We start from the raw sequence: 21,911 nt of genomic DNA on the forward strand, positions 1-21,911 counted from the left end.
CCGTTAAGTTATCCCGCGCCGGACGATTTTGATGGAGCTTCAGGCAGCCTGCCGGGGTGGCAGCTTTGCCGTGGAATCAGTGGCAGCTTTCGCGTGGAATGGGTGGCAGGCTTGGTCTGGAATCAGTGGCAACCTTGGTCTGGAATACGCACCCACATTCCGGCATGCGAAAAACAAGGGTTTTGTTGAGCAACTGACTCTTCGAAACATGGAGCCGTACTACAAAGAACTCGGGATTCGCTGGGACCATGCGCTATTCGATGAGAACTGGAAGGAATTTGAGAACTACGAGATAGCTATAGATGAGTGTGCGATCGGAACCTTGCGATTGAGTCATGATAGTTGCGCCTATTACATTCGTGACCTTCAAATCGCCCCGGATTGGCAAAATAAGGGAGTGGGGTCGCAGGCAATCAGTTTCGCTATTGCTGTCGCCCAGAAAGAAGGCTTTCAATTGCTTCGACTTCGTGTTTTTTGTGCAAACCCAGCGGTGGCTCTATATGAGCGCTTAGGGTTCCGGATTTGCAAAACTGAAGTCGGGATTCACTCTATGGAGCGGGAGCTTTCCTAACCAGTGCAGGCACGGCGACGGCTTTTCCATTGCGGCTTCGCCTCCATTCCAAGGCCGCGCATGCTGCGGGCGTTATACGGCACGAATCCCACGCAACTTGGAGTTCTATGTATGACTGAAGACAGAACGCTACGTACCTCCAGAACTTTGCCTTTCTCCCCAGAAGAAATTTACGGGGCATTTGCGTCGCCTGAATTGCTGGCCGCGTGGTGGGGACCTGAGGGCTTTTCAAATACGTTCGAAATTCATGAGTTCAAGGAAGGGGGACGCTGGAAGTTCGTCATGCATGCCCCAGATGGAACCGACCATCAGAATGAGAGCAAGTTCGAAGCACTTGAACCAAATTCGAAAATAGTCATTCACCATGACTGTCCGCCAAATTTCAGGCTCACAGTTGAGCTCACTGCTGAAGGTCGTGAAACGCACCTAACCTGGCATCAAGTGTTCGAAGATGCTCAAACTGCGCAGGCAGTCAAAGAAAGGGCAGGCCCCGCAAATGAGCAAAATCTTGATCGGCTCACACGCGTTCTCGAGAAGGCTAGAAGTGCCGTATAACCAGGGGCTCAAGCCGACCGGTACTCCGCTGCGCTCCGTCCCGGCGGCTTAGCCCAGCGTTAAATGCCTTGCTCCGGTGCTCTTGGTGTTGTGTTCTGGCGCGGTTTCAGTGGTTGCCGGCAGGCAGAACACAGCCCTCAGTCTGGCACCGGTTTTGGCCGGTAATTTGTTGTTCAGGTCGTGGGGCAATCCGGCGTAATCATCGGGCAGTTTCCACACATACAGTGTCCTGGTTCCTAGCGCCATCGGTCAGGTTGGTGCAAGGTATCGGGAGTAGGCATTCCGCATTGGGTGCCAATACAAAACAACGGGTAACCGGCATTTAACCAGTCGCGTCAGTACGCGGCCTACGGTCGCCGGACGCCCTTGACAGGGCGCCGCTGCGCTCCGCGTTAGGCAAGATCAGAAAAGGTGTTCTTGTGCCCAATGGAGTCCTGATTTTTAAAGGAATGACAGTTGGAGTCTTGCCTGGAGACCTATCCATTTCTGTGGACGATGAAGGTAAGACTAGTGGGAATCTCGTTCTTTCCACAGCATATAATGTTGTTCCCATCTGGCTAAAAATTGCCCATGACAATTTGAAGCAATCCAAGCTGGCCTCCACTGCTATTCCTGAGCACTGGGACGAAGAGTCGGAAAATCAAAAACAGCTGTTAATGCGCGAGCTTGCGCCATCAATGCAGGTCATTGTTGCTTGTGGCATAGCACTGGACGGGCTTTACGATACGTTGCGACCTCATGCCAAATTGAGCGCAGAAGAAATCGAGGCTTGGAAAAAGAAAAAGACCTCTAGGGCAAAGCAGATATCTGAGGTATTTCGTCGAACTCACAAACTAAAAAAGGAAACTTATAATGAATTTTTTGCCTGTATCGATCAGGTCATGAAATTCAGGGATAAGGCGGTTCATCCTTCATTAAAACTAGAGAATTCGTGTTCTCGTCCAGATGTTGATGTGGCCGTTGATTGGAAGTTCTCTGCATATCGCTTTACCAACGCAGAGGTCTGCTTTAACAATACCGTCAACCTTGTTGCGTATTTGTACGAAAATGGTTCTATCTCCACCAAAATTGACAAAAGTTTATCCAATATCATCGAGGCCTTGGAAGAGTTGAAGGTTGTTCAGAGAAATGCCTAACCAGGCGCAGCAGTACGCGGCCGTTGGCCGCCGGACGCCCTTTCCATGGCTCCTTCGGCGCCATTCCAAGGTCGCCGCTGTGCTCATTCGTTAACTGGGAAGGAGCCCATGAATCAGAATCTTGCGGATGAGCTGGTCATGATGAGGACAGAAGACCAGCGGTTGTTGCAGCAACTCTTCGATTCCGGAGAACTGCCATCCGAGTCTTATCATTCCCGTATGAAAGCCCTGCATGAGCAGAATGCTTCTCGCCTGAAAGAGATTATTGGTGCTCACGGCTGGCCCGGCGTTTCGTTAGTTGGGGAAGAGGCGGCCAAAGCTGCATGGCTGGTCGTTCAGCATTCTGTTTCAGATCCTGAGTTCATGGGTGAGTGTGTCTCCCTGCTAGAAGATGCCGTTGCCAGAGAGGATGTAGCGGGCTGGCAGGTGGCATTCCTTCAGGATCGGGTGCGTACGCTATCTGGCAAGCCTCAATACTACGGCACCCAGTTTGATATTGATGAAAACGGTTGGCCAACACCGTTTCCGATTGAGGATTCTGCTACGGTTAATGAACGCCGGGCGCGTCTTGGGCTGAACTCCATCGAGGAGCGCCAGGAACAAATGACTGAGCAGGAGCGGAAACGTCGTGCCAATATCGAACAAACCAATTAATCAAACGCGGCACTCGGACGCCCTTGTCACCGCTTCGCTGCGTCAAGGTCGCCGGTGCACTCTGCGTTATGCCTGGCTGAGTAATTCGCGGCATCGTCTAGAGAATGGGAGTCCTTTCCCATTAGGGTGGTTAGTCTAGGTTGTTCTCAACATTTGGGTCAGGATTCGATACTGGTGTCTTGATCCCGTTTATGACTCGGATGTGGTAATTGGGATAGCGACCGCTCTCAATTTGCTTCACTAACTGGGATCGAGTCATGTCGGCACCGGTGCAATTATCGTGAAATTTTTCATTGCGCCCTGTGGTGGTTTCAACCGTTACCTTGATTCGTTTTCTGGCCATAATCAGTTTCTCAACTGTCCGCGCGCCGGATTGGCTGCTCAAATATTGTACAATAATGGCTGTTTTTATGTACAGTATTTTGCGGCCAAGAGGTTGAAAGGCACAACAAGTAGTTGTAGTTCTTTCCGGCCTGATGGCCTCCACCGGACGCCCCTGACCGGGCGATGCTAAACAAAAGCGTTAGGCACGAGGATGCTAGATGCAAACGAGTAAGATTCTCCCCATTTTCGTGAGCGCTCTTGCGCTCCTCCTGTTGGTAATTCACACCTTCGGCTGGGGTGATCTTCGTGTCGACACAACCAGCATTTTATTGCTGGTATTAATCATTTTGGCCCCCCTAAGTGATCTAATAAAAAAGGTAAAATTTGGTGAGTTCGAAGCTGAAATAGGATCAAGAGAAATCGAAAAAGTGAGTGAAAGCTTGAGCTTCTCGCAGATCGAAAAGCCCAGCATCCCGGGTCAGGTTCATTCAGACATCCCAAAACTCGTTGAATCAGATCCTCAGCTCGGTATGGCAAAGCTCCGAATCGAATTAGAGAAAATGATGAAAGTCATCTATTTCCGGGTCGAACAGCCTGATTTCGATATCGATAGAGTGCCGGTTTCCAAGCTGATGAACGATTTGGCCGAGAAGCGTGTTATTCCAGTTGCATTGCTCTCCAGTATTCGTGACGTCCTTTCACTTGCCAATAGAGCTATTCACGGCGAATCGATCAAGGCTAGTGACGCAGAGAACTTGGCAAACTTGGGTGTGAAAGTTATCGCTGAGCTACGGCGAATATTCAGAGGCCTGCCGGGTGAAGCTGTGGAGAAAAGGCCCATTAGCAAGCAGGACGAGCAGCATTACTCGGGAGCAAAGTACAAAGTGACGACTATAACCCCTTTTCAGGATGAACCTTACCTGAGCACGTACATTTTAGATAAGAAGGGCATGGACGAACTTCTCGAGGGCTACCAGGAATACGATCAGTACGTAGTCGGAGTTGAGCTTTTCGATTCTGGTCGAGGTGCCTAACCAAATGGTCAACGGGACGCCAACTACGCTTTGCTCCGTTGGCGCCCATTACCACTGGCGTTACCCCCAAGTCTGAATGTTCGCTTTGCGACCGTTCCAGGCCTCTCCAACTCCTAAACAAAAGCCGACATTTAGCAACAATTGATGACCACAAAGCGGACCTTTTGCACCGCGGTAAGTCCAACAACTGGTTTTTCGAACGTTTGAAAAGGTACACTCCAGTAAAATCTTAAAGTCCTGCTTCTCGGGCGGTCATATGGCGCGTCATCAGAGTGAAAATCATTACCGTCTATTATTTGAGTTCAGCATGGATGCTGTGCTTTACACGGAAACTGACGGCCAGATTCTGGCAGCAAATCCTGCGGCATGTAATCTGCTCAAATATACCGAGGCTCAGATTTGCCTCTTTGGACGTAGCGGTCTGATCGACGCTTCTGCGTCTCCGGAGCTTCCACGTATGCTGGAAGAGCGGGAAATAAAGGGTAGTACGGAGGGCGAACTCACCTATATTCGGAGTGACGGCAACCGTTTTGTTGGATGGACCAGCTCAGCCGTTATTGTCGATGGATCCGGTCTTCGCAAAACCGTGATCATCGTTCGGGATCTCACGGAGACCAAGAAAAAAGAAGCTGCCCTTTTGCGATCTATTCGCGAACTCAATGATTTATATAACCACGCCCCCTGCGGTTACCACTCGGTCGATGCCGACGGCATGATCGTCAAAATCAATAACACTGAACTTTCATGGTTGGGGTGCAGCCGGGAAGAGGTCATCGGTAAAACCTTCAAAAACTATCTGAGCCCCGCCAGCCAAGATATTTATACCGAAAATTTTGAGCACTATAAAGAGTTAGGCAGCCAGAAAGACCTTGAACTGGAACTGATTCAGAAAAACGGCAGGAAACGTACGGTCTGGTTAAACAGCACAGCTATCTACGATGAACAGTCAGAATTCATCATGAGCCGGTCTACTCTGGTAGATGTAACTGAACGCAAGGAACTGGAACAAGAGCTGATACGCAAAGCGCAGATAGATTATCTGACCGGTCTCAACAATCGGGATAATTTCAATAGCCTCGCAGAAAGAGAGTTCGCCACCTGCCAGCGGCTGAGTATCCCCCTTGGCTTTCTGTTCTTGGACATAGATGACTTCAAAGAAGTCAACGACACCTATGGACATCATGCGGGGGATCGTGCGCTCAGTGCAGTCGGCGAATGCTTTATCAACGCGCTACGAAACATCGACATATTGGGGCGCTGGGGCGGAGAGGAGTTTGTGGCACTTCTTCCCGGAGTGGCCGGGCTAGAGCTTCGGGAGCTCGCAGAACGCCTCCGTATTGAGCTTTCAGAGGTCCGGATCAATATTGATCCGGACGTATCCATTGCTGTCACAGTGTCAATTGGCGCGAGCTATTTAGAAAGTTCAGATTCTTCCATGGACAGCATGGCAAAGAGGGCTGACGTCGCCCTGTATTCAGCCAAGTCTGAGGGCAAAAACTGTGTTGTGCTCAATCCGGATACTCTGGCAAAGGGTACTGCCAAGTTAACTGGTGTAATTTGCTAAACTCTGCCGATGAACACATACAAGCGCCACCGGTTCCCGCTGGAAATCATCAGCTACGCGGTCTGGCTCTTCTATCGGTTTAGCCTGAGTCACCGAGATATGGGTTCTACCCCTTTGCTGCGGATATTCCTAAAAAGAGGCTGCATTTCGCAAAGGGAAAGTGTTGGTCTATCCGACTGAATGTTCGCTTTGCGACCAAGATCACTCACGGACCTCAGCTAAACAAAAGCGGACACTCGTATTGCTCCAGGTGGTCCCGTTTTTCTACCTCTAAAACGGACAAAAATTCGTTCCTTCATGATTTCAAAAACTCGAACGGCAGACCTGACTCGCAATAGCGAACTCGGGGTGCAAACCGGCCTGTAGCTATACTGGGCGTATAATGAAAAACACCAGAAATCGGCCAGTTTCGTGCGGTTTTATTTGCAGGCTGCGCACTCTTTTCCCAGAGGGGTATCTATAGCCCCTGGTTTTAATGACATAAAATTCGAGGGCGTGGTTTTAACTTGCACAAGCCTGCACGCTGCACACTTTTTGCAGGACGGAACGCCGGAAAATCCGTTCTGGAGGTCTGCTATCTCTATGAACTAGATTGGGAATTGGCCTCGTGATCCAGGTTTGGACGGGGGGCAAGATTGCGGTTTAATGCGAATTCAAACTAATAAGCTGTTAAGGCGCACGAACTACATGTTCCAGCTCACACTTGAAGCTCTAAATCGGATCCAGGAAGAGCGTCTCTGTAGGATTGCGAAGCCTGACAATCGGCTCCAGCTAGCAAATGGTCCACCGTCGAAGATGGATGGTCTTTACTGGCTATATACCAGCTACACAAATGCCGAGCTTAGCTCAGCCGTTCCAAGCCAGAAGCGTAATTCAGTGCCCATCAACATAATCGCTGCTCGTCGCAAGAACTTGGGGATGATCTGCAATCGCCAGGTTGATGGCTTTCGTGTTGTTTATAACGGTATAGGTGGTGTTGGTCCAAAGGGGCTGCGTATTCCGGCGAACGTGACCGGTCATTCCGGGGATCGTGACCGATTTTCACACGGCCATCACACTGGAGTGGGTTTTGTACTCTGAGCGGTCACGATGGGTCAACCGATTCCGGTTTTTGTGCTTTCGCTTTTCGCAATGATTCCCCCTTTAGATTGAGTCGGTGAGCGCCGTGCAGAAGCCGATCCAGGATGGCGTCTGCCAGCGTGGCGGAGCCGATGTAATCGTGCCAGTGTTCAGTCGGTAACTGGCTGGCAATGAGGGTCGAGCCCCGGCCATGGCGGTCCTCAATCACTTCCATCAGATCCTGTCGTTGTTGCGCGGTCACCTTTTGCATGCCCCAGTCGTCCAGGATCAGCAGATCGGTTTTAAGCAACTGATTCATTAGTCGGGCATAGCTGCCATCGCCATGGGCGATGCGCAGTTGTTCGAACAGGCGCGGTACCCGCAGGTAACGAACCGAGAGGCCCTGCCGGCAGGCCTGGTTACCCAGGGCACACGCCAGCCAGGTCTTGCCACAACCTGTCGGGCCGGTGATGCACAGGTTCAGGGATTGGCGGATCCAGTCGCAGCTGGCCAGACCCGCCATGCGAGAACGCTCCAGCCCTCGTGGGTGGCGGTAATCGATGTCTTCGATGCAGGCCGGCACACGTAGACGGGCGGCCCTGAGCAGCCGCTCCAGTCGCCGGCTTTCGCGGTGCAGCACTTCACGATCCACCAACAGGGCCAGTCGTTCCTCGAACGCCAGGTCGTGGGTCTCAGGTTGGGATCGTTGTTGTTCCAGCGCATCGCACATGCCCGTCAGTTTGAGTTGGCGCAGGATGTCGAGGGTGTTTTGAGTCAGCATCAGTCTCTCCGGGATCAGTGGTAGTAGTGGGGGCCACGAACGTTGGTGTGAACAGGCAGATCGGTCAGTTCCGGCTCTTCCTCAGCTAGGGGCAGCGGGAGTTGATCCAGCCCCTGCTTTAGGATCGAGGTGATGCTCTGGTAACTGGCCGAGTTGATAGCCAACGCCCGGTCACAAGCCTGCTCAAGGCGGTCACGGCTGTAGCGACGACTGAGGTTCAGCAGACCCAGGCAGGCCCGGTAACCATGTTCCGGATGCGGCCGATCCTTGAGCTGTCCCTGCACCACATCCAACGTGGCGGGGCCGATGTCCTTGGCCCAGTTCAGGAAGCGTCCCGGTGACCAGTTCTGATGGGCCTGATGCGACTTGGGCATGTGTTCGGTCAGGGTCACGAAGCGGCTCTTGCCGTGGCGAGAATGCAAGGCTACCCGTTGTCCCTTGTGCATGACCTCAACGGACGTATCGGTCACCCGAACATCCAGCTTCACACCCACCAGGGCGTGAGGCACGCTGTACAGCCGTTTGTCGATCTCGATGTGGTAGTCAATGCCCGGTCGCGCTTTGCACCACTCGGCATAGACATAGGGTGTTGCGGGCAGAGGTCTCAGAGCTGGGCGATCCAGTGACTCGAACAAGCTCTGGCGGCTCTCGGAGCGCCCCTGGAACGGGCGCTGGTTCAGCGCCGGCAACAACTGGGCAATGGCCGAGTTCAGTTCGGCCAGGGAGAAGAACATCCGGTGCCGTAACCGGGCCAGTATCCAGCGCTCGACCAGCAGTACGGCGGCTTCAGCTTTCGCCTTGTCCTTGGGTTTGTAGGGGCGTGCCGGTAATACGGCAGTCTGGTAGTGGGCGGCCAGTTCGGCGTAGGTCTCGTTGATCTTCGGGGTATATCGATCGGCCTTGGTGACCGCTGCCTTGAGGTTGTCAGGAACCAGCAATTCAGCTACACCGCCGTAGAACGCCAGCATCCGTTGGTGGGAGGCAATCCAGTCCGGCAGGGACTGGCTCCAGGTAGCCTCGGCGAAGGTATAGCTGGACGCTCCAAGCACGGCGACAAAGACCTGAGCCTTACGCATTTCACCGGTGGAACGATCCACCACTGGCACAGTGGGGCCACAGTAATCGATAAAGATCTTCTCACCGGCTCGATGGACCTGGCGCATGCTGCGCCGCTGCCGGCCACGCCAGAGCCGGTAATGGTGGCAGAACTGGCTGTAGCGATAGGCCTTGTCGCTGTGGCGTTCTACGTACTCGGCCCAGAGCAGTTGCAGGGTCACGCCCTTGGTCTTCAGTTCCTGGTGGACCTGGAAGTAATCAGGTTCGGCAAAGCGTGCAGGTGGGGTCTTAGCCGGGAACAGCAGCGCTTCCAGTCGTACCTCATCAACATCCTCTGGCAACGGCCAGGTCACATCATGGGCCTGGGCAAGATTGACGTACTTGCCAACCACACCTTTGGAGAGACCGCAGGCGCGGGCAATGCGCTCATGGCTCAGGCCTGCTTCGTACTTGAGGCGCAAGACCTCGATAATCTGTCGCATGGAAATCCTCGCAACCGGCATCCGCTCTTCCTCGTGATAAAAAGGAAGGGGGTATGCCGGATTAAGTTGAAGAATTCCAGCGCTTTGGCAGTGGTTCCGGGGGAACGTGACCGATGATTCCGGCATCGTGACCGGCGATTCCGGAAAACAACCCGAAATCGGTCACGATAAAACGGAATGAGCGGTCACGATCGCCCGGAACAGGCGGTCACGTTCAAACGGAATGGGTGGTCACGATGGCGCGGAATACGCAGGGGCACGGTGGCCTGAGAGAGCGAATCCTTCAAGAGTTTCGTGGGGGCGAAGGAACCGGTTCCTTGGCAATCTGCGATACGTCGCTAAGTGATCTAACTCAATGGCGCTACTCTTATGTCCTATGGTCCGAAATTGAACATACGGAGACCATTGAGTACCTGCCGCTGGGGGAGCAACTAGAAACTATGTGGCGCCTTCATTTTGGTTGGCCCATCCTGTGTGCAAGGTGAGGCACCGCAATGCGCCCTAACAAGTGACTGTGACCAGAGCTGCTCGAAGTAGGCCCGGATCTTCGGGGGTTTATTCTGGAACAGGGCGTTCTTGTCCGACGCGGACAAAGGCTGGTTCTTGATGCCCTGAACATGCCGGTCATCGAACTCCTCGTCCGTCCACTTCGACCAGAACTTCAGGGGAGTGTGGGTGGTACCGTACCGGCCGTCGTTGCGACTGATAGCGAACAGCAGTTGGGCAAAGGCATAGAGGTAGGGGACTTCATCATTTTTCTGGTTGCGGAGGTGCTGACTGATGCCTTCCTCAACCATGTTCTTGTTGGGATTGCCGGAGGCCGCCTTCTTCGCCTCGATCACCGCCAGGGGAATGCCATTAACGAATGCGACCACATCTGGCCGGCGCGTTTGGGTACCCTGGGTGGACAGAACGTCCATCTCTTCCGTGACATGAAACTCATTGTTGTCCAGGTTTTGCCAGTCGATCAGATGGATCGTGGGCTGGGCCTTCTTGCCGCCGATGAACTCGGTCACGGTAATACCCAGGGTCAGCATGTCGTATACGGATTGGTTGGCCTCCATCAGGCCCTGGGCCATGGATGGTGTCGTAACCTCTCGAATCACTTGATCTACGGCCTGCTCGGACAACGGATACCACTGCCCCTTAAATTCGAACTTCCGCTGACGCAACACCCGCTCCAGCACCGGCTTCATCACCACCTCCCGCTGGCTGCCTCGCAGAGCCATGCACTCTGTCGCCGGCAAAAACGTCCAGCCCAAGTTGATCAGGGTCGCCAGGGCCGGGATGTGGCTGGAATGCTGCTCATTCCCTTGAGGGGTGGTGTTCATACTGGCTCCATATCGACCAAGCTCTCGGGCCAGATACGCTCACAGATCATCCGGTACAGCTCCTGCCGCGCTTCAATGTCTGCTTTTTTGAATGTGTCGTGCGGCTTAAAAGGCAGGTTCAACACCTTTCTCAGTTTGAGAAAATTAGGGTTGTTGTCGTAGGCAAGTGGGCAAAGTGATTTCACCAAGAGGTTTTCTTTGATGTAGTGCGCCTTTTTATTCTCATAAGGCTGATCGCCATACGATTGATTGGTCCCTCGGGGCAAAAGAACAAGACCGCCGAGTCGGTTACGGTAGTTCTGGAACTCGTGTTCTTGCTCAAACTCGTCTTGATGGCGGGCAAACTTATCCGCCCATATGTGCTCAACTTCAAAAGGCTTGCCGCTAACTGGCTCATAGTAGGTCACGAAGCTGCTACTCATGCCTGCCTGTTGCTCACACCATGCGGTCATGCGGGCTAGCAAAAACTTCACAAAACGTCGGTTCTGGCCGTGCCAGCGGAAACTCTCCATGTTGGAAAACGACTCGCTCATGTCCTGTAACTTTTGACCCAGTAATGCTCTCAGACCGGGCAAATCCTGGCCTCGAATGTCTTTTACCAGGCTGTACATGGTGTAGCGGATTGAGCTGGCCGAAAAGTTGCGGAAATTGACTGAACGGCGAACCACGAAAGCCTCAATGTAGGCGGCCACTGTATCAATTTTTTGAACAACGGTTTCATCACTGTCTTGTGGGCTAAGCGCAGCAAGCATCAGTGGAAAGCTCAGTGTTGGGGCAATACCCCACCGAGAGATATAGAACACATGCTCCAACCCAGGAACTAGGTCATACTCTGCGTCCAAAATGCGAATGTAGGTCTTGTAGTAAAAGCGGAATTCATCCTGAACGAACCGCTCAAAAGAGTTACCGTCAGTGGCATCCAGACCAATTTTAGAAAGGTTGTCGCGCACCCAACTGTGAAAACGGGTGCCGATTTTCTCGAAGTCCTCGTTTTTGGAACCGGCCTTACCAGGCCGAATGCTTTCAGCATAACGCGCTCTTAACCACGACTGGAAAAAGCGTTGATCCTCATCCTTGTCATAGGATTTGAGCTCAAGCATGGCCTGTTTCCAGAAATCGTTGGATTTCTTGCGCTTCTCTGTGCTTTCGAATCGCGACAAGATATACCCCTTTAGCATTTCAGAAGGGGTCAGGTTCAGGCCGCGGTCGTTCATCGTCTCGAAGATGGTGTAGGCGTTTTCATCGGAGTAGGCGATGATTTCGACCATAATCACGTTATACCTGAGCCAATCTACAAAGAACGGAAAAGCATCGTTTTTCAGTTCATCGGGGAACGCCCTCTCGATGTCCTGATACCGCTCAGCCATATTGCGAGTCGATTCATCGTCGGTGTCTTCTGGGGCATACTCACCGTTATTGAACAATCTCTCCAGACACGGAATACGCTCCTCAACCGTAATGTTGAAGGACTTGCTGCCGCGTAGCTCCGAGAAAATCATAGGCTCGATCTTCTCATTAAACGGGAGCTCCTTCTGGAGGTTGTTCAGATAAATCAAAAACAGCGTTAACGAGGTTAAACGCTGCTGGCCGTCGATAATGCTGCGTTTGCCGTCTTTGCTGCTGACAACGAAGGGGCCAAGGTAGTAGTTATTATATTGTTCCCCCTGTTCACGCTTGTCCCCAGGGGTGTATTCGCTAAGGAAAGCTGATGTTAAGTCGGTAACCAGAACTTCGATGTGTTTCTCGCCCCAGCTGTACTCCCGCTGAAAATAATCGACGGTATACTTTTGTTCGTTCAGCACATCAAAAAGGTTGCGATGCCGGGCCTCAATTTTGTTTTCTAGCTTGCTCATGCAGCCTCCGTTTCCAGTTTTACCCGACGCCTGCCTGTGAGAAGCTGCTGCATCAGGGCTTTCTTCTCGGTTCTTAACCGCTCAAGTTTGTTTTTCTGGGCCTGTAATTCGCGATCCGCGGTTACAAGTAAATTGGCAATCGCTTTTTGTTCATTGCGAGGTGGTTTGAGGACTTTGAGAGAGAAAAAATCAGAGGGCTTAACGTTCAGCAGTCCGTGCGCCCGGCCGCCTTCGTGAGCAATTTGCATAAGACCCTTGTTGAGCTGTCCTGACTCGAAATACTGCTCATAGAAGTCGCTGTCTGTGGCACGTTCATCTGCGAGCTCGAAGCAGATATAAAGCGTTGTAACCACACCATCCTCGTAGCGATTTAGTCGTTTGATTGCACCCATCGGATAGCCATTTGAGTAACTTTTGTTGTATGCAAACTGACCTCTTTTGAGCAAGAAGTAATTATCAAGCGTTTCGGACGCCACGCTTTTCTTGAAGAATTCTTGCTGACGGATCAAGCCTTGTTGCCCAGAGATTGTTACAACATTCGTACTTTGGCCCTCATTACGAGTCGTTACACGGTGAAATAAGGAACCGAGGGTGACCTCTTCCCAGGTGCCATCAAACCCCGGCAGCCGCTTCTTCCCGGTCAGCAACTGCTGTATCAGCGCTTTTTTTTGCTGCTGGCTATTCTCTAGTAACCGTTCGTTCGCAGTGATGGCCTGATCCCAGGTGGAGAGGATCTGGGCGATCTTTTTTTGTTCGGGGAGGGGGGGTAACTCTAGTTGAATGGTTTTGTAGTCAGCGAGAGTAAGCTTTGGACGTGTTTGACCAGCAGTTCTCTCGTAAACCTGCTTTCGAGCTGAATAGCTATTTAACAACACACACAAGAAACTAGAGTCGACTGACTTAAGATCGGGTCTTAAGCGAATAATATCAGCTGTAATTACTCCATCCGGGAAATGTTCCGGATACACAGCGGCAATCCCAGGAGGCAGCCCCATCTTTGTAATGATGATGTCTCCCGGCTTTGCTGAGTGTGCTTTAAGCTTCTCCGCTTTCTCTTGCGATACGAAAACTCGACTTACCCAGTGGAATTTACTTCTTTTTATATCACGCACGAAAACTACAGGCGTGCCTGATTTTCTGTAATCTGACTGGACAAGATCGCTACCAAATGGCCCGATGACAAAACTGTTACGCTCTGGTCTGGCTATATCGCCAACCTTTTGTATTTTCCAATTTGTCGTGCTCGATGACTGCCGCTCGTCAGGCACCATAACCCAGCTCCTTCAGATAGCCGTCCATCTGCTCGTTCAGTTTCGCAATCTCAGCCTCGATCTCTTTCCGCTCTGCCCGGACTGTCACTAGGTCAATTTCCTCTTCCTCCTCAAATGTATCCACATATCGAGGAATATTGAGATTGAAGTCATTGTCCTGGATCTCCTCCAGAGTGGCCAGATAAGCGTACTTGTCGAGGTTCTCGCGCTGCTTGTAGGTGTCGACCACCTTGGCGATATTCTCATCGGACAACTGGTTCTGATTCTTGCCAGCCCTGAATTCGCGGCTGGCGTCGATAAACAGTACGTTGTTGTCGGTCTTGTCCTTGCGGAACACCAAGACCGCCGCCGGGATGCCGGTGCCGTAGAACAGCTTCTCGGGCAGGCCGATGACGGCATCCAGCAGGTTCTCCTCAATCAGCTTCTGTCGAATCTTGCCTTCGCTGGAGCCCCGGAACAAAACGCCGTGGGGTACGACCACCGCCATGCGGCCGGTCTTCGGCTTCATCGTTTCGATCATGTGCAGGATGAAGGCGTAGTCACCCTTGGTCTTGGGCGGTAAGCCCCGACGGAACCGGCCATAGGGATCGCTCTCGGCACCCTCAACCCCCCACTTCTCCAAGGAGAAGGGTGGATTGGCAACCACGATATCGAAGTGCTTCAGACCGCCGTTCTCATTGAGCAGCTTGGGGTTCCGGATGGTATCGCCCCATTCCAGCTTGTGGTTGTCGATGCCGTGCAGAAACATGTTCATCTTCGCCAGAGCCCAGGTGCTGCCGATGGCCTCCTGACCGAACAGGGCGAAGTTCTTGGAGCCGTCGTTGCCCTTGCGGATTTGGTTGGCGCATTTCAGCAACAGGGAGGCCGAACCGCAGGCCGGGTCACAGATTTCATCGCCTTCCTTAGGATCGACGATCTCAGCCATCAGCTCGGAGACTTCCGGCGGAGTATAGAACTCACCGGCCTTTTTGCCGGAAGTGGCCGCAAAGTTCTTGATTAGGTATTCGTAGGCGTTGCCTATGACATCCAGCTTCCCAATTCGGCTGGGGCGTAGATTGAGCTCTGGCCGGGCGAAGTCTTCCAGCAGATGCCGGAGAATATCCTGTTTGTGCTTCTCATCTCCCAGCTTGTTGGAGTTGAAGCTGATGTCCTGGAATACGTCGGCCAGCTTGACAATGTTGGCCTCTTCGATGGCATGGAGAGCTTTATCGATGCGCTCGCCGTTGCCCGGTTCATGTCGATGCTCATACAGGGAATAGAAGCCAGCACTCTGAGGGAGGACGAAACGCTCGTTCTTCATCAATTCCTGGATCAGTTCCGGGGTGTCGCCATACTGTTTTTTGTAGGTGTCGTAATGGTCCTGCCAGACGTCCGACAGGTATTTCACGAACAGCATTGTGAGCACGTAGTCCTTGTAGATACTGGGGTCTACGGTGCCCCGGAAGGTGTCGCAGGCGTTCCATACCGCTTTGTTGATTTGCTCCTGCTTGATGGCATCGTTACTCATATCGGTTCTCTGTGGTCGTATCAGGACGAAGTAATTGTTGGCCGACAGCATCAACCATGCGTTGCCGGTTTTCGATTAACTGTTGGTAGAGCTGTATCTCACGGGTGGCGGCATCAGCCAGTTTCACCATCCGCTTTTGCCGCTCAATAGATGGCACCACGATGGGGAGGCTGCCCAACTGGGATTTGGTGATACTCGGGGCCACGGAGCCCTGGGAACAAGCGGCAAAGTATCGCTGGGCGTCCACATGGTTCAGCTGCCACGCCAGGAACTCAGGCATCAGGTTGTAGGCATCAGGCTTGAGCCGGATGTGGTAGAAATTTGGGGTGCAGACGGTGTTGTGGGGCAATTCAGCGACCAGGGCGGCGTCATTCCGAGTGCCTTTGGCCATAAAAATGATGTCGCCCGGCCAGAGGTAGTCCGGCCGTTTTCGGCCGGGCAGGGTAACGCGATCCAAGGTTGCGCCCAGCTTGTCTCTCAGCGGTTGACCCAAAACAAGGTGCCGATACTGCACGACGAAGGTGTTTCCACGTTCCTGTAAGGGAAGTTTGCCGCGAAATGGGTACCCGGGCTGGAGTGAGGCTAAATCTTGTAAGAGGAGCGACCCTTTATGCGCGCGTTCCATGCAGTATGCTCAATGATGCATTGATGTGAGCAGCGTAGTTACTGCTGCATCATTTGGCAAGATGCATTTCGCTATACGGTCTTGCCCCAATTTAGAGGTTATTTTTCTTTTGAGCTGGCTCCATTGCGCTCAACGTAGGCCTCCAGAAGGTGTGGGGCAAGCAGCTTCTCTACGGGAACGGGGGAGGTCGACTCAAGGTGCCGAACCAGGTCAATGATTGTCGAGATATTACCATCCAGCTTGCTCTTTAAAGCCCTGATTTCAAGCTGGCTTTCCTCGTAACGCTGTTTATAGCCGGCTCGGGTTCGTCCTTGCTTTGCGCTGTTTTTGTCACGGGCGCTTTTTATGCCGGAACGCTCCATCTGCAGGTTGGCGTAACGATCAATTAGGGGCCGGCGGCTGCTCAATGAACTGAGTTTGCCTTTGATAATGGTCTTCGAAACAAGTCTTTTGTGGAGGGCCGCCGGTGTGATTGGCGCCTCTTCGTAGCCGGACGCCAACATCAGCATCAATTCGTGTTCGATGGCCTGGGTCAGCTTTTCACCTTGCAGCGCCATGGCTTTCCTCCTGAGACTGATTCGAGTCGGGCAGGGCAGCCGCAAAGCGGTCTGCCAGGGTTTCCGGGCGAGATACGTTATGGAGTAATCCCGACGGGAATACCTGCAAGACGAGGTTCTTGTCGCGGGCTTCTCGGGCACGCTCGACGGTAATTTTCATTTGGCTCGTCATCTCACGACTTTCCTGAAGTGCCTCTTCATAAGCGGGGTCGTTTGCTTGGTGCCGTTCAAGCTGCTCCAGATGCGCTGCCATGTTCGTGTAGTTGCGCTCCAGCCCCTCCAGTTCGCCCGGGCGGCCGGTTGCCAGGAGATTGCCACAACCGCCGCCCTGGAGGCATTTGAGCTTCTTGGGGCATCCATGGAGTGCCAGGTTGCGGGTGCAGGCACCGTTCACCACCAGGTGAAAATCCCGGCCGTGGGTTTCAATGAAGGTTTGTGCATGCTCGGGACCTTCCTGGGTTTTAGTAAGGTTGTAGTCGTTTTGTAACTCGCCGATCAAAACGTCGGCATCCAGGGCCGTGGAAACAAAGTTCAGTGTTTGCTCTTCGGTGTCGAAGGCGTGAAACGCCTGGCGTAGGGGGCGCTCGAGATCCTGCGGGGCGGCCTTAGTAATGCCGAGGTCCTGTACCAGTTCGGTGAGCAGGGTGTCGCCGAGTTCAGCCAGGGCAGAGGCAGAACTTGCGGTACCCTCAGGCGCGGCATCGCCATGTTGGTTGGTGCTTGGCAGGGGAGTTTTTCGGTATTCGATCAAACGCTTTTGGGCAGACTGGCGCTCGTTTTCCGTGAGGTGTTGGTAATAGCGGTTCTGAGTGATGTCCATCCTGCCCATGATCATGGCCTGCAGATGCTCGGAAACGCCGGCTAGTGCCAGGAAGGTGTTCAGGTTGTGGCGTGGATGGTGGGACTTCCACTCGATGCGGCCACCGTTTTCCTCTGTGTACTCCCGAACGTCGAAAACACTTTTATTGGCAGCGTTACCACCAATAAACGCATTTAGATCACCGAGCTTCATCGGCTGTACCGCCGATAACACTCGGGCGCCGCGCGCCAAACCCAGAGGGCTGCTGGGGCCGACTATAAGCAGTTCGTCGATTCGCATGGTGACACGGCGCTGGCCGACCAGGAATTCGTAATTTATCGGGTTTGCCGGATCCGGCAGATACGATCGCACCACTTCCTCGACATCGGCAAAACTGTATATGGGCTCTTGAACTGTACCCCGCGCAACTCCGAGTCTAGTCTGAAATCCAATAGGCGAGAACTTTCTGGCTTTAACCCAACTGCGAACGCCATTTTGGAGGCGCTGGTAGAGAGGGCGTTTATCTTTCGTCTCGGTGTATCGAACGTTACTTTCGATGATGTGGTTGATCAGGTCCGACTCGGTAACGGTGGATTCATTCCAGTTCAGGATGTGCTTTCCGCCCGATTCAACGATCCACCGAGCGTGCTGATGAAACGGGTTCGTCAGTTCGAGAATTCGAAGATAAGCCCGCCTGGCAATTGGCGCGGCATTGCTTTCGAACCAGTGAATGCGGTTTTCGGCATGCTTCTCGGCGTAATAGCGGATTCCGTGCTGCTCCATTGGTGAACCGTCTACTGCAATTAATGGCATCCCCGTCTCTTTGCTCTGCAAAGGGCGGGTAACCCAGCAATCTCGTGGGAGGAAAAGCACTTCATCGCCTCGCAGACCGGTGCAGAATAGGAGGTCCACCACCCGGCAACCCAGCTCTTCCCAATAGTGGCGAGGGCTGGTCGTGATCGCGGCAAAGCCTTTCAGAGCGGCGAACGTGATCAGCCTTTGTTCGTCGTCATCTCTGGACCGGTCATCAACCACACCTTCCTTTACCGCTTTCCGTGCGACTTTACCGCGGTTCTTTTTGTTATCCGCTGTGTGTTTGTGCTCGTACTGTGGCGCCGTCAACGTCAGGCCTTCCTGGATCAGCAGCCGCTGGACGGTATTCGCGTTCGTCATGGCATCGAAGACGTTCTTGTAGCCCACAGAGACGAGCGTTTCGTCGATGTACTGGAAGACCGATGTGTCGATGTAGATTGGATTGGTCTGCTGGCGAGTCGCTCTGAGGCCAGCATAAATGCGTTTCAGAGTCAGGTGGGTGAGCAGTAGGCTCTGGGGTGAAGGCTTTCTATCGGCCGGGGCTTTCTCATACTGGTGCACCACAACTGCCTTGATGAAATCGACATAATCCCTGTCGGCGATCACCTGGCTCTCAAATCCCTTCATGCGGGAAATTTCGGTGTGAGCCATTGAGCTTTTTTCCGCTCGAATGGATAGCCAACCGGTGCTTTGATTACCCCAGGTCGTCGCACTCCAGGGTTGCTGAGTTACAGGCTCGATCTCGGCCTCATAATAGTCCCGGCGGGCCTGGATGAAGCGCTGAAGGTTCTCGATAACCTGCTTCACTGGCAGCCCTTCCGATGCTTGCAATGGTTGATCACCACCTGGACTTCGGCGATCACGCCCTCGAGTTGCAGAACGGCAGGATTTCGGTGCGTTTGGCCGGCGGCGTCTGAAATCGCAAGCTGACTCGCAGCCTCGGCCTTTAACGCGTCCCTGACGCCGGCGTGGTCTCCATCCAGGAAGGGATTGAAGTCGCTGCAGCCATAACAACTCCGGACTGGTTCAAAATCGCAGGAGCTGGAACTGCATCCACCAATGCCTGTAAATAAACGGTTATCGACCATGCCCGCGACTTTCCGGCCGCGCCAATCCCATTCCTCGCCGATTTCACCGGTAAGGATCATCCCCATCATTTCCTGGTAGGCCGCGTTTTCACCAAGAGCTTTTTGTTTGATCACCGCCAATTCCGGCGTTGCGGCTATGTAGTGGCGGGCCGCCACGGTGCTGCTGTGGCCAAGTACTCGGGCAATCTGATCGGCCGATGCGCCAGACATCGCCAGGCTATGGCCAACATGGTGCCGGAAATCATAGGCAGTCAGGTGAGGGAGGTGGCGTAGGAAATCCTTGAGCTCGGCGGTTTCTGGCATTGGGCCGACGAAATTGCGGGCGGCCCAGGCTCTTAATCGAGAATTCAGAGCCTTGTCAAAGCTTTTGGCCATCGCAAGGGATCCATCGGGGAACCGCAGCAGCTGGCCGTTTGCCAGATCCGGCCGACATCGATCTATCAAAGCCTGGATGATGGTGCCGGCTTCCGGGCTCAAATCCAGTTCAAATGGAGCCTTGTCGACCCGCTTGGCCTGTTTGGCAGGCGGTATGCTGATGGAGAAATAGCGATTGTGCAGGTTCTTGAAGTCTTCTTCTTTCAATTTGAATAGCTGGGCAGGGCGCATGCCACCCTCTAAACACAAGACAAGCGTGGCTAGCCCTCTGAGCTCACTGGTCGTTCTATCATGGAGAATCGCAAGATCACGACCTACACCCATCTCTATGAAGCGAATGACTGCCGGTTTTAGTTTCAGTTCAAGATCATAATAAGCTTGCCATTCGTCCCTTGGTGTTAATGGTTGAAGCGCCTCAAGGTCAAACAAATCATCGGATGAGAATCCCGGGAGCTCATTTTCGCAACACAGAGCCATCAATCGTTTCCAGGGGAAATAGGCGTCTCGCTCCTTCAGCTTCTTGAGACGCTCGATGCAGTTTTTCGAGTCAAACACACTTAAACCCGTGAACATGACCGAGCAATACTCAAGAAGCCTGAACGCGTATGCAGGTGAGTAGGATCCCAGAAATCGGCCCGCCGCCCAACGGAGCAAATGAGTGATGGCAACCGTGCGATCTGCGAGGAAACGCTCATCACCTGCGGTCTTGGCTGCTTTTTCAGCATAACGCTCAAAGTCAAAAACAAAATTATTCCCAGATGACCGCAAAGCCCATGATTGTTCGGAAGTGTCGAGATACTGAGTATCATTTGGATCAGGCGCGAATAACGGGATGAATCTTCTCATTGGTCGCTGGGAAATAGCCTTAACCAAGTCTTCGGAGAGCAGCTCTCCTGGAACCGTCCAGCCCTCCGATGCACTCTGGGCCGAAGTCGGCTCGCTATTTCGTCCCGGTTTTACTGAAACCCTCATCGGTACTCTGGCTCCATTTGTTTTTCTTGCGACTGGGCGCTCATTCGACGCTGAGCCTTTAAGCGACGAAGATTCGCGGCATTTGCGCTCTTGGAAATGTATCTGGCGGCGTATTTCTGCGGCATCGGACTTGTCTGACTCCATCCTCCGAGCTGCCGCAGCCGGTCTTTTGCTGTCTCGAAATCGCAGCCATCCTGTTCCACCAAAGCCTCGAAAGTATCCGTTGCCCAGGTGAATCGGAACATGTGAGCATGGAGCGCAGTCAACGTGCCGCCTAACTCAACACTGCATAGCCCCGGAAAATGTTGCTGCAGCGTTCGGTAGAGATCATCAAACACGTTCTGGGCTGCACGCATCGACAGAGGACCGTGATTTTTTCGTGTATTGACGAGTAAAAAGGGGTGAGGGGGGCTGGGCATACCTCGCAGATGATCGACGTACAACTCCCAGAGTTTGATGTCCTCGGAGGCAAGCTCTAGTAACCTCTCTGACCACGCATTTTTGAGCCTGGGCGCAACTTTTCGAGGGTCCCCCGCACCGTCGTATGTTGTTATTGCCAGCGCTTGTCCAGATCCGGAGGCATAAGGAACTAGGCTCTTTGTTCGAAGTAGCAACAGTTCTCCGATCCGAAGTCCATAATGAAGCAGTAGCCTAATAATGAGGTGATTTCGCACCTGTAAAACCGACTTTTGCTTATTGTCGACGTGCTTCTGCCAAGGATTCAGCGGATTATCCTGTTTGGAGGTCGACGGCCTAGAGCACAGCGCGATTGCTTTTACTTCTGCTGCGTTCAGACTTCGCTCTCTGACGACTAATTGCCCTTCAGACCCTTTGGAGAAAGGCTGTCCTTGTCGAGTATTGAGTCGTCCACATGCTTCACGTCGAGCCCCATGAAAGCGCACTCGATAACTGTCGAGTGTCATTTTTTGTTCTCTCGATGTGAGCTGGGTATAACGCGATGAAACGTAGCGTCTCGCCAAGAACAGCAAAAACTGCGTCAGACAACTTAGACGGACATCCCGTGTTCTATCAGCGATCTCCGGCCTGTAATCTTCTCGCCAGGGGTCGTCGGTTAACTTTTTCCCGGAATCGATGAAGATAACGAAACCTGGATAATCGACATGAGCTGCGTCCAGAGCTTGGAGTGGAGTTAATAGTGGGAAACCAGGCTGAAAGCTCTCGAACAACTCCTCATCAAACGATCTGTTGTGCTTTTGCTGCCAATAGTTGTACCACTGACAAACTGAGACCATGTGTTGCTGAACGGTATTGATGGCCTTCGACAAGCCCCAGGTCTGAAGATACAAAAGCGGCAACAATGCGGGCAGGCCCGTGCCGGTATCACTTACGACGATCGAAAGCTGACCGTGATAGGAAAATTTCTTGAGATGGAACCGGTCCCTGGCACTCATTTTCACGCTGTCCTTACGTGTCTATGAACCGACTATAAGACTGCGCATAACAAAAGGAGAGGAATTTTGGTGGAATTTGCAAAGAACCGCAC

At 52.9% G+C, this 21,911-nt stretch carries 19 protein-coding genes; 7 read left to right on the plus strand and 12 right to left on the minus strand.

Annotated features, from left to right (window positions below):
* Positions 1-31: 31 nt before the first annotated feature.
* Both msub_RS02715 and msub_RS20935 read left to right on the plus strand, forming a co-directional pair.
* The gene (locus msub_RS02715; RefSeq protein ID WP_197083777.1) at positions 32-571 is read left to right on the plus strand and encodes a GNAT family N-acetyltransferase; all 540 of its coding nucleotides are present in this window, start codon (positions 32-34) and stop codon (positions 569-571) included.
* A 111-nt stretch (positions 572-682) separates the two neighbouring features.
* Complete coding sequence (locus msub_RS20935; protein ID WP_082146528.1) at positions 683-1,126, plus strand: SRPBCC domain-containing protein; 444 nt, start codon at positions 683-685, stop codon at positions 1,124-1,126.
* Between the two features lie 48 nt (positions 1,127-1,174).
* Here the strand turns inward: msub_RS20935 and msub_RS21465 are convergent, their stop codons facing one another.
* A complete protein-coding gene (locus msub_RS21465; protein ID WP_156182713.1) occupies positions 1,175-1,345 on the minus strand; it encodes a hypothetical protein in 171 nt (56 codons plus the stop codon).
* Between the two features lie 200 nt (positions 1,346-1,545).
* On the opposite strand from msub_RS21465, the gene msub_RS02720 reads away from it, so the two are divergent.
* The 5 genes from msub_RS02720 (at position 1,546) to msub_RS22005 (ending at position 6,918) form a co-directional block, all read left to right on the plus strand.
* Positions 1,546-2,262, plus strand: coding sequence for a hypothetical protein (locus msub_RS02720; protein ID WP_048494592.1), 717 nt, complete (start codon positions 1,546-1,548; stop codon positions 2,260-2,262).
* Between the two features lie 108 nt (positions 2,263-2,370).
* Entirely contained in the window at positions 2,371-2,916 is a 546-nt protein-coding gene (locus msub_RS02725) for a DUF6624 domain-containing protein (protein ID WP_048494593.1), read from the plus strand.
* Between the two features lie 542 nt (positions 2,917-3,458).
* Positions 3,459-4,274 carry a DUF4145 domain-containing protein gene (locus tag msub_RS02730; protein ID WP_048494594.1) on the plus strand — a complete coding sequence of 272 codons (816 nt, stop codon included), beginning with the start codon at positions 3,459-3,461 and terminating at the stop codon, positions 4,272-4,274.
* Between the two features lie 256 nt (positions 4,275-4,530).
* Positions 4,531-5,838, plus strand: coding sequence for a sensor domain-containing diguanylate cyclase (locus tag msub_RS02735; protein WP_082146390.1), 1,308 nt, complete (start codon positions 4,531-4,533; stop codon positions 5,836-5,838).
* A 687-nt stretch (positions 5,839-6,525) separates the two neighbouring features.
* Positions 6,526-6,918, plus strand: coding sequence for a hypothetical protein (locus tag msub_RS22005; protein WP_156182714.1), 393 nt, complete (start codon positions 6,526-6,528; stop codon positions 6,916-6,918).
* A 4-nt stretch (positions 6,919-6,922) separates the two neighbouring features.
* On the opposite strand, the gene istB is transcribed toward msub_RS22005, so the two are convergent.
* The 11 genes from istB to msub_RS21740 all read right to left on the minus strand — a co-directional run bounded on the left by istB (position 6,923) and on the right by msub_RS21740 (position 21,819).
* Positions 6,923-7,678 carry an IS21-like element helper ATPase IstB gene (gene istB / locus msub_RS02740; RefSeq protein WP_036202190.1) on the minus strand — a complete coding sequence of 252 codons (756 nt, stop codon included), beginning with the start codon at positions 7,676-7,678 and terminating at the stop codon, positions 6,923-6,925.
* Positions 7,679-7,692: 14 nt separating this feature from the next.
* Positions 7,693-9,237 carry an IS21 family transposase gene (istA, locus tag msub_RS02745; protein ID WP_197083768.1) on the minus strand — a complete coding sequence of 515 codons (1,545 nt, stop codon included), beginning with the start codon at positions 9,235-9,237 and terminating at the stop codon, positions 7,693-7,695.
* A gap of 410 nt (positions 9,238-9,647) precedes the next feature.
* A complete protein-coding gene (locus tag msub_RS02750; RefSeq protein WP_048494596.1) occupies positions 9,648-10,547 on the minus strand; it encodes a type I restriction endonuclease in 900 nt (299 codons plus the stop codon).
* Positions 10,544-12,400, minus strand: coding sequence for a GmrSD restriction endonuclease domain-containing protein (locus tag msub_RS02755; RefSeq protein WP_048494597.1), 1,857 nt, complete (start codon positions 12,398-12,400; stop codon positions 10,544-10,546). The genes msub_RS02750 and msub_RS02755 overlap by 4 nt, the downstream gene beginning before the upstream one ends.
* Positions 12,397-13,671, minus strand: a complete 1,275-nt coding sequence (locus tag msub_RS02760) for a restriction endonuclease subunit S (protein ID WP_048494598.1) — start codon at positions 13,669-13,671, stop codon at positions 12,397-12,399. Before msub_RS02760 ends, msub_RS02755 begins: the two co-directional genes overlap by 4 nt.
* On the minus strand, positions 13,661-15,178 hold the full coding sequence (locus msub_RS02765) for a type I restriction-modification system subunit M (RefSeq protein WP_048494599.1): 1,518 nt from the start codon (positions 15,176-15,178) through the stop codon (positions 13,661-13,663). Before msub_RS02765 ends, msub_RS02760 begins: the two co-directional genes overlap by 11 nt.
* The gene (locus msub_RS02770; RefSeq protein ID WP_156182715.1) at positions 15,171-15,803 is read right to left on the minus strand and encodes a restriction endonuclease subunit S; all 633 of its coding nucleotides are present in this window, start codon (positions 15,801-15,803) and stop codon (positions 15,171-15,173) included. Before msub_RS02770 ends, msub_RS02765 begins: the two co-directional genes overlap by 8 nt.
* A gap of 98 nt (positions 15,804-15,901) precedes the next feature.
* Entirely contained in the window at positions 15,902-16,360 is a 459-nt protein-coding gene (locus msub_RS02775) for a hypothetical protein (protein WP_048494601.1), read from the minus strand.
* On the minus strand, positions 16,344-18,779 hold the full coding sequence (locus msub_RS02780; protein ID WP_048494602.1) for a hypothetical protein: 2,436 nt from the start codon (positions 18,777-18,779) through the stop codon (positions 16,344-16,346). Before msub_RS02780 ends, msub_RS02775 begins: the two co-directional genes overlap by 17 nt.
* On the minus strand, positions 18,776-20,407 hold the full coding sequence (locus msub_RS20950; protein ID WP_197083778.1) for a site-specific integrase: 1,632 nt from the start codon (positions 20,405-20,407) through the stop codon (positions 18,776-18,778). The genes msub_RS02780 and msub_RS20950 overlap by 4 nt, the downstream gene beginning before the upstream one ends.
* The gene (locus msub_RS21740; RefSeq protein ID WP_048494604.1) at positions 20,404-21,819 is read right to left on the minus strand and encodes a site-specific integrase; all 1,416 of its coding nucleotides are present in this window, start codon (positions 21,817-21,819) and stop codon (positions 20,404-20,406) included. Before msub_RS21740 ends, msub_RS20950 begins: the two co-directional genes overlap by 4 nt.
* Between the last annotated feature and the right edge of the window lie 92 nt (positions 21,820-21,911).

It is taken from the genome of Marinobacter subterrani (genome assembly GCF_001045555.1).
GTDB lineage: Bacteria > Pseudomonadota > Gammaproteobacteria > Pseudomonadales > Oleiphilaceae > Marinobacter > Marinobacter subterrani.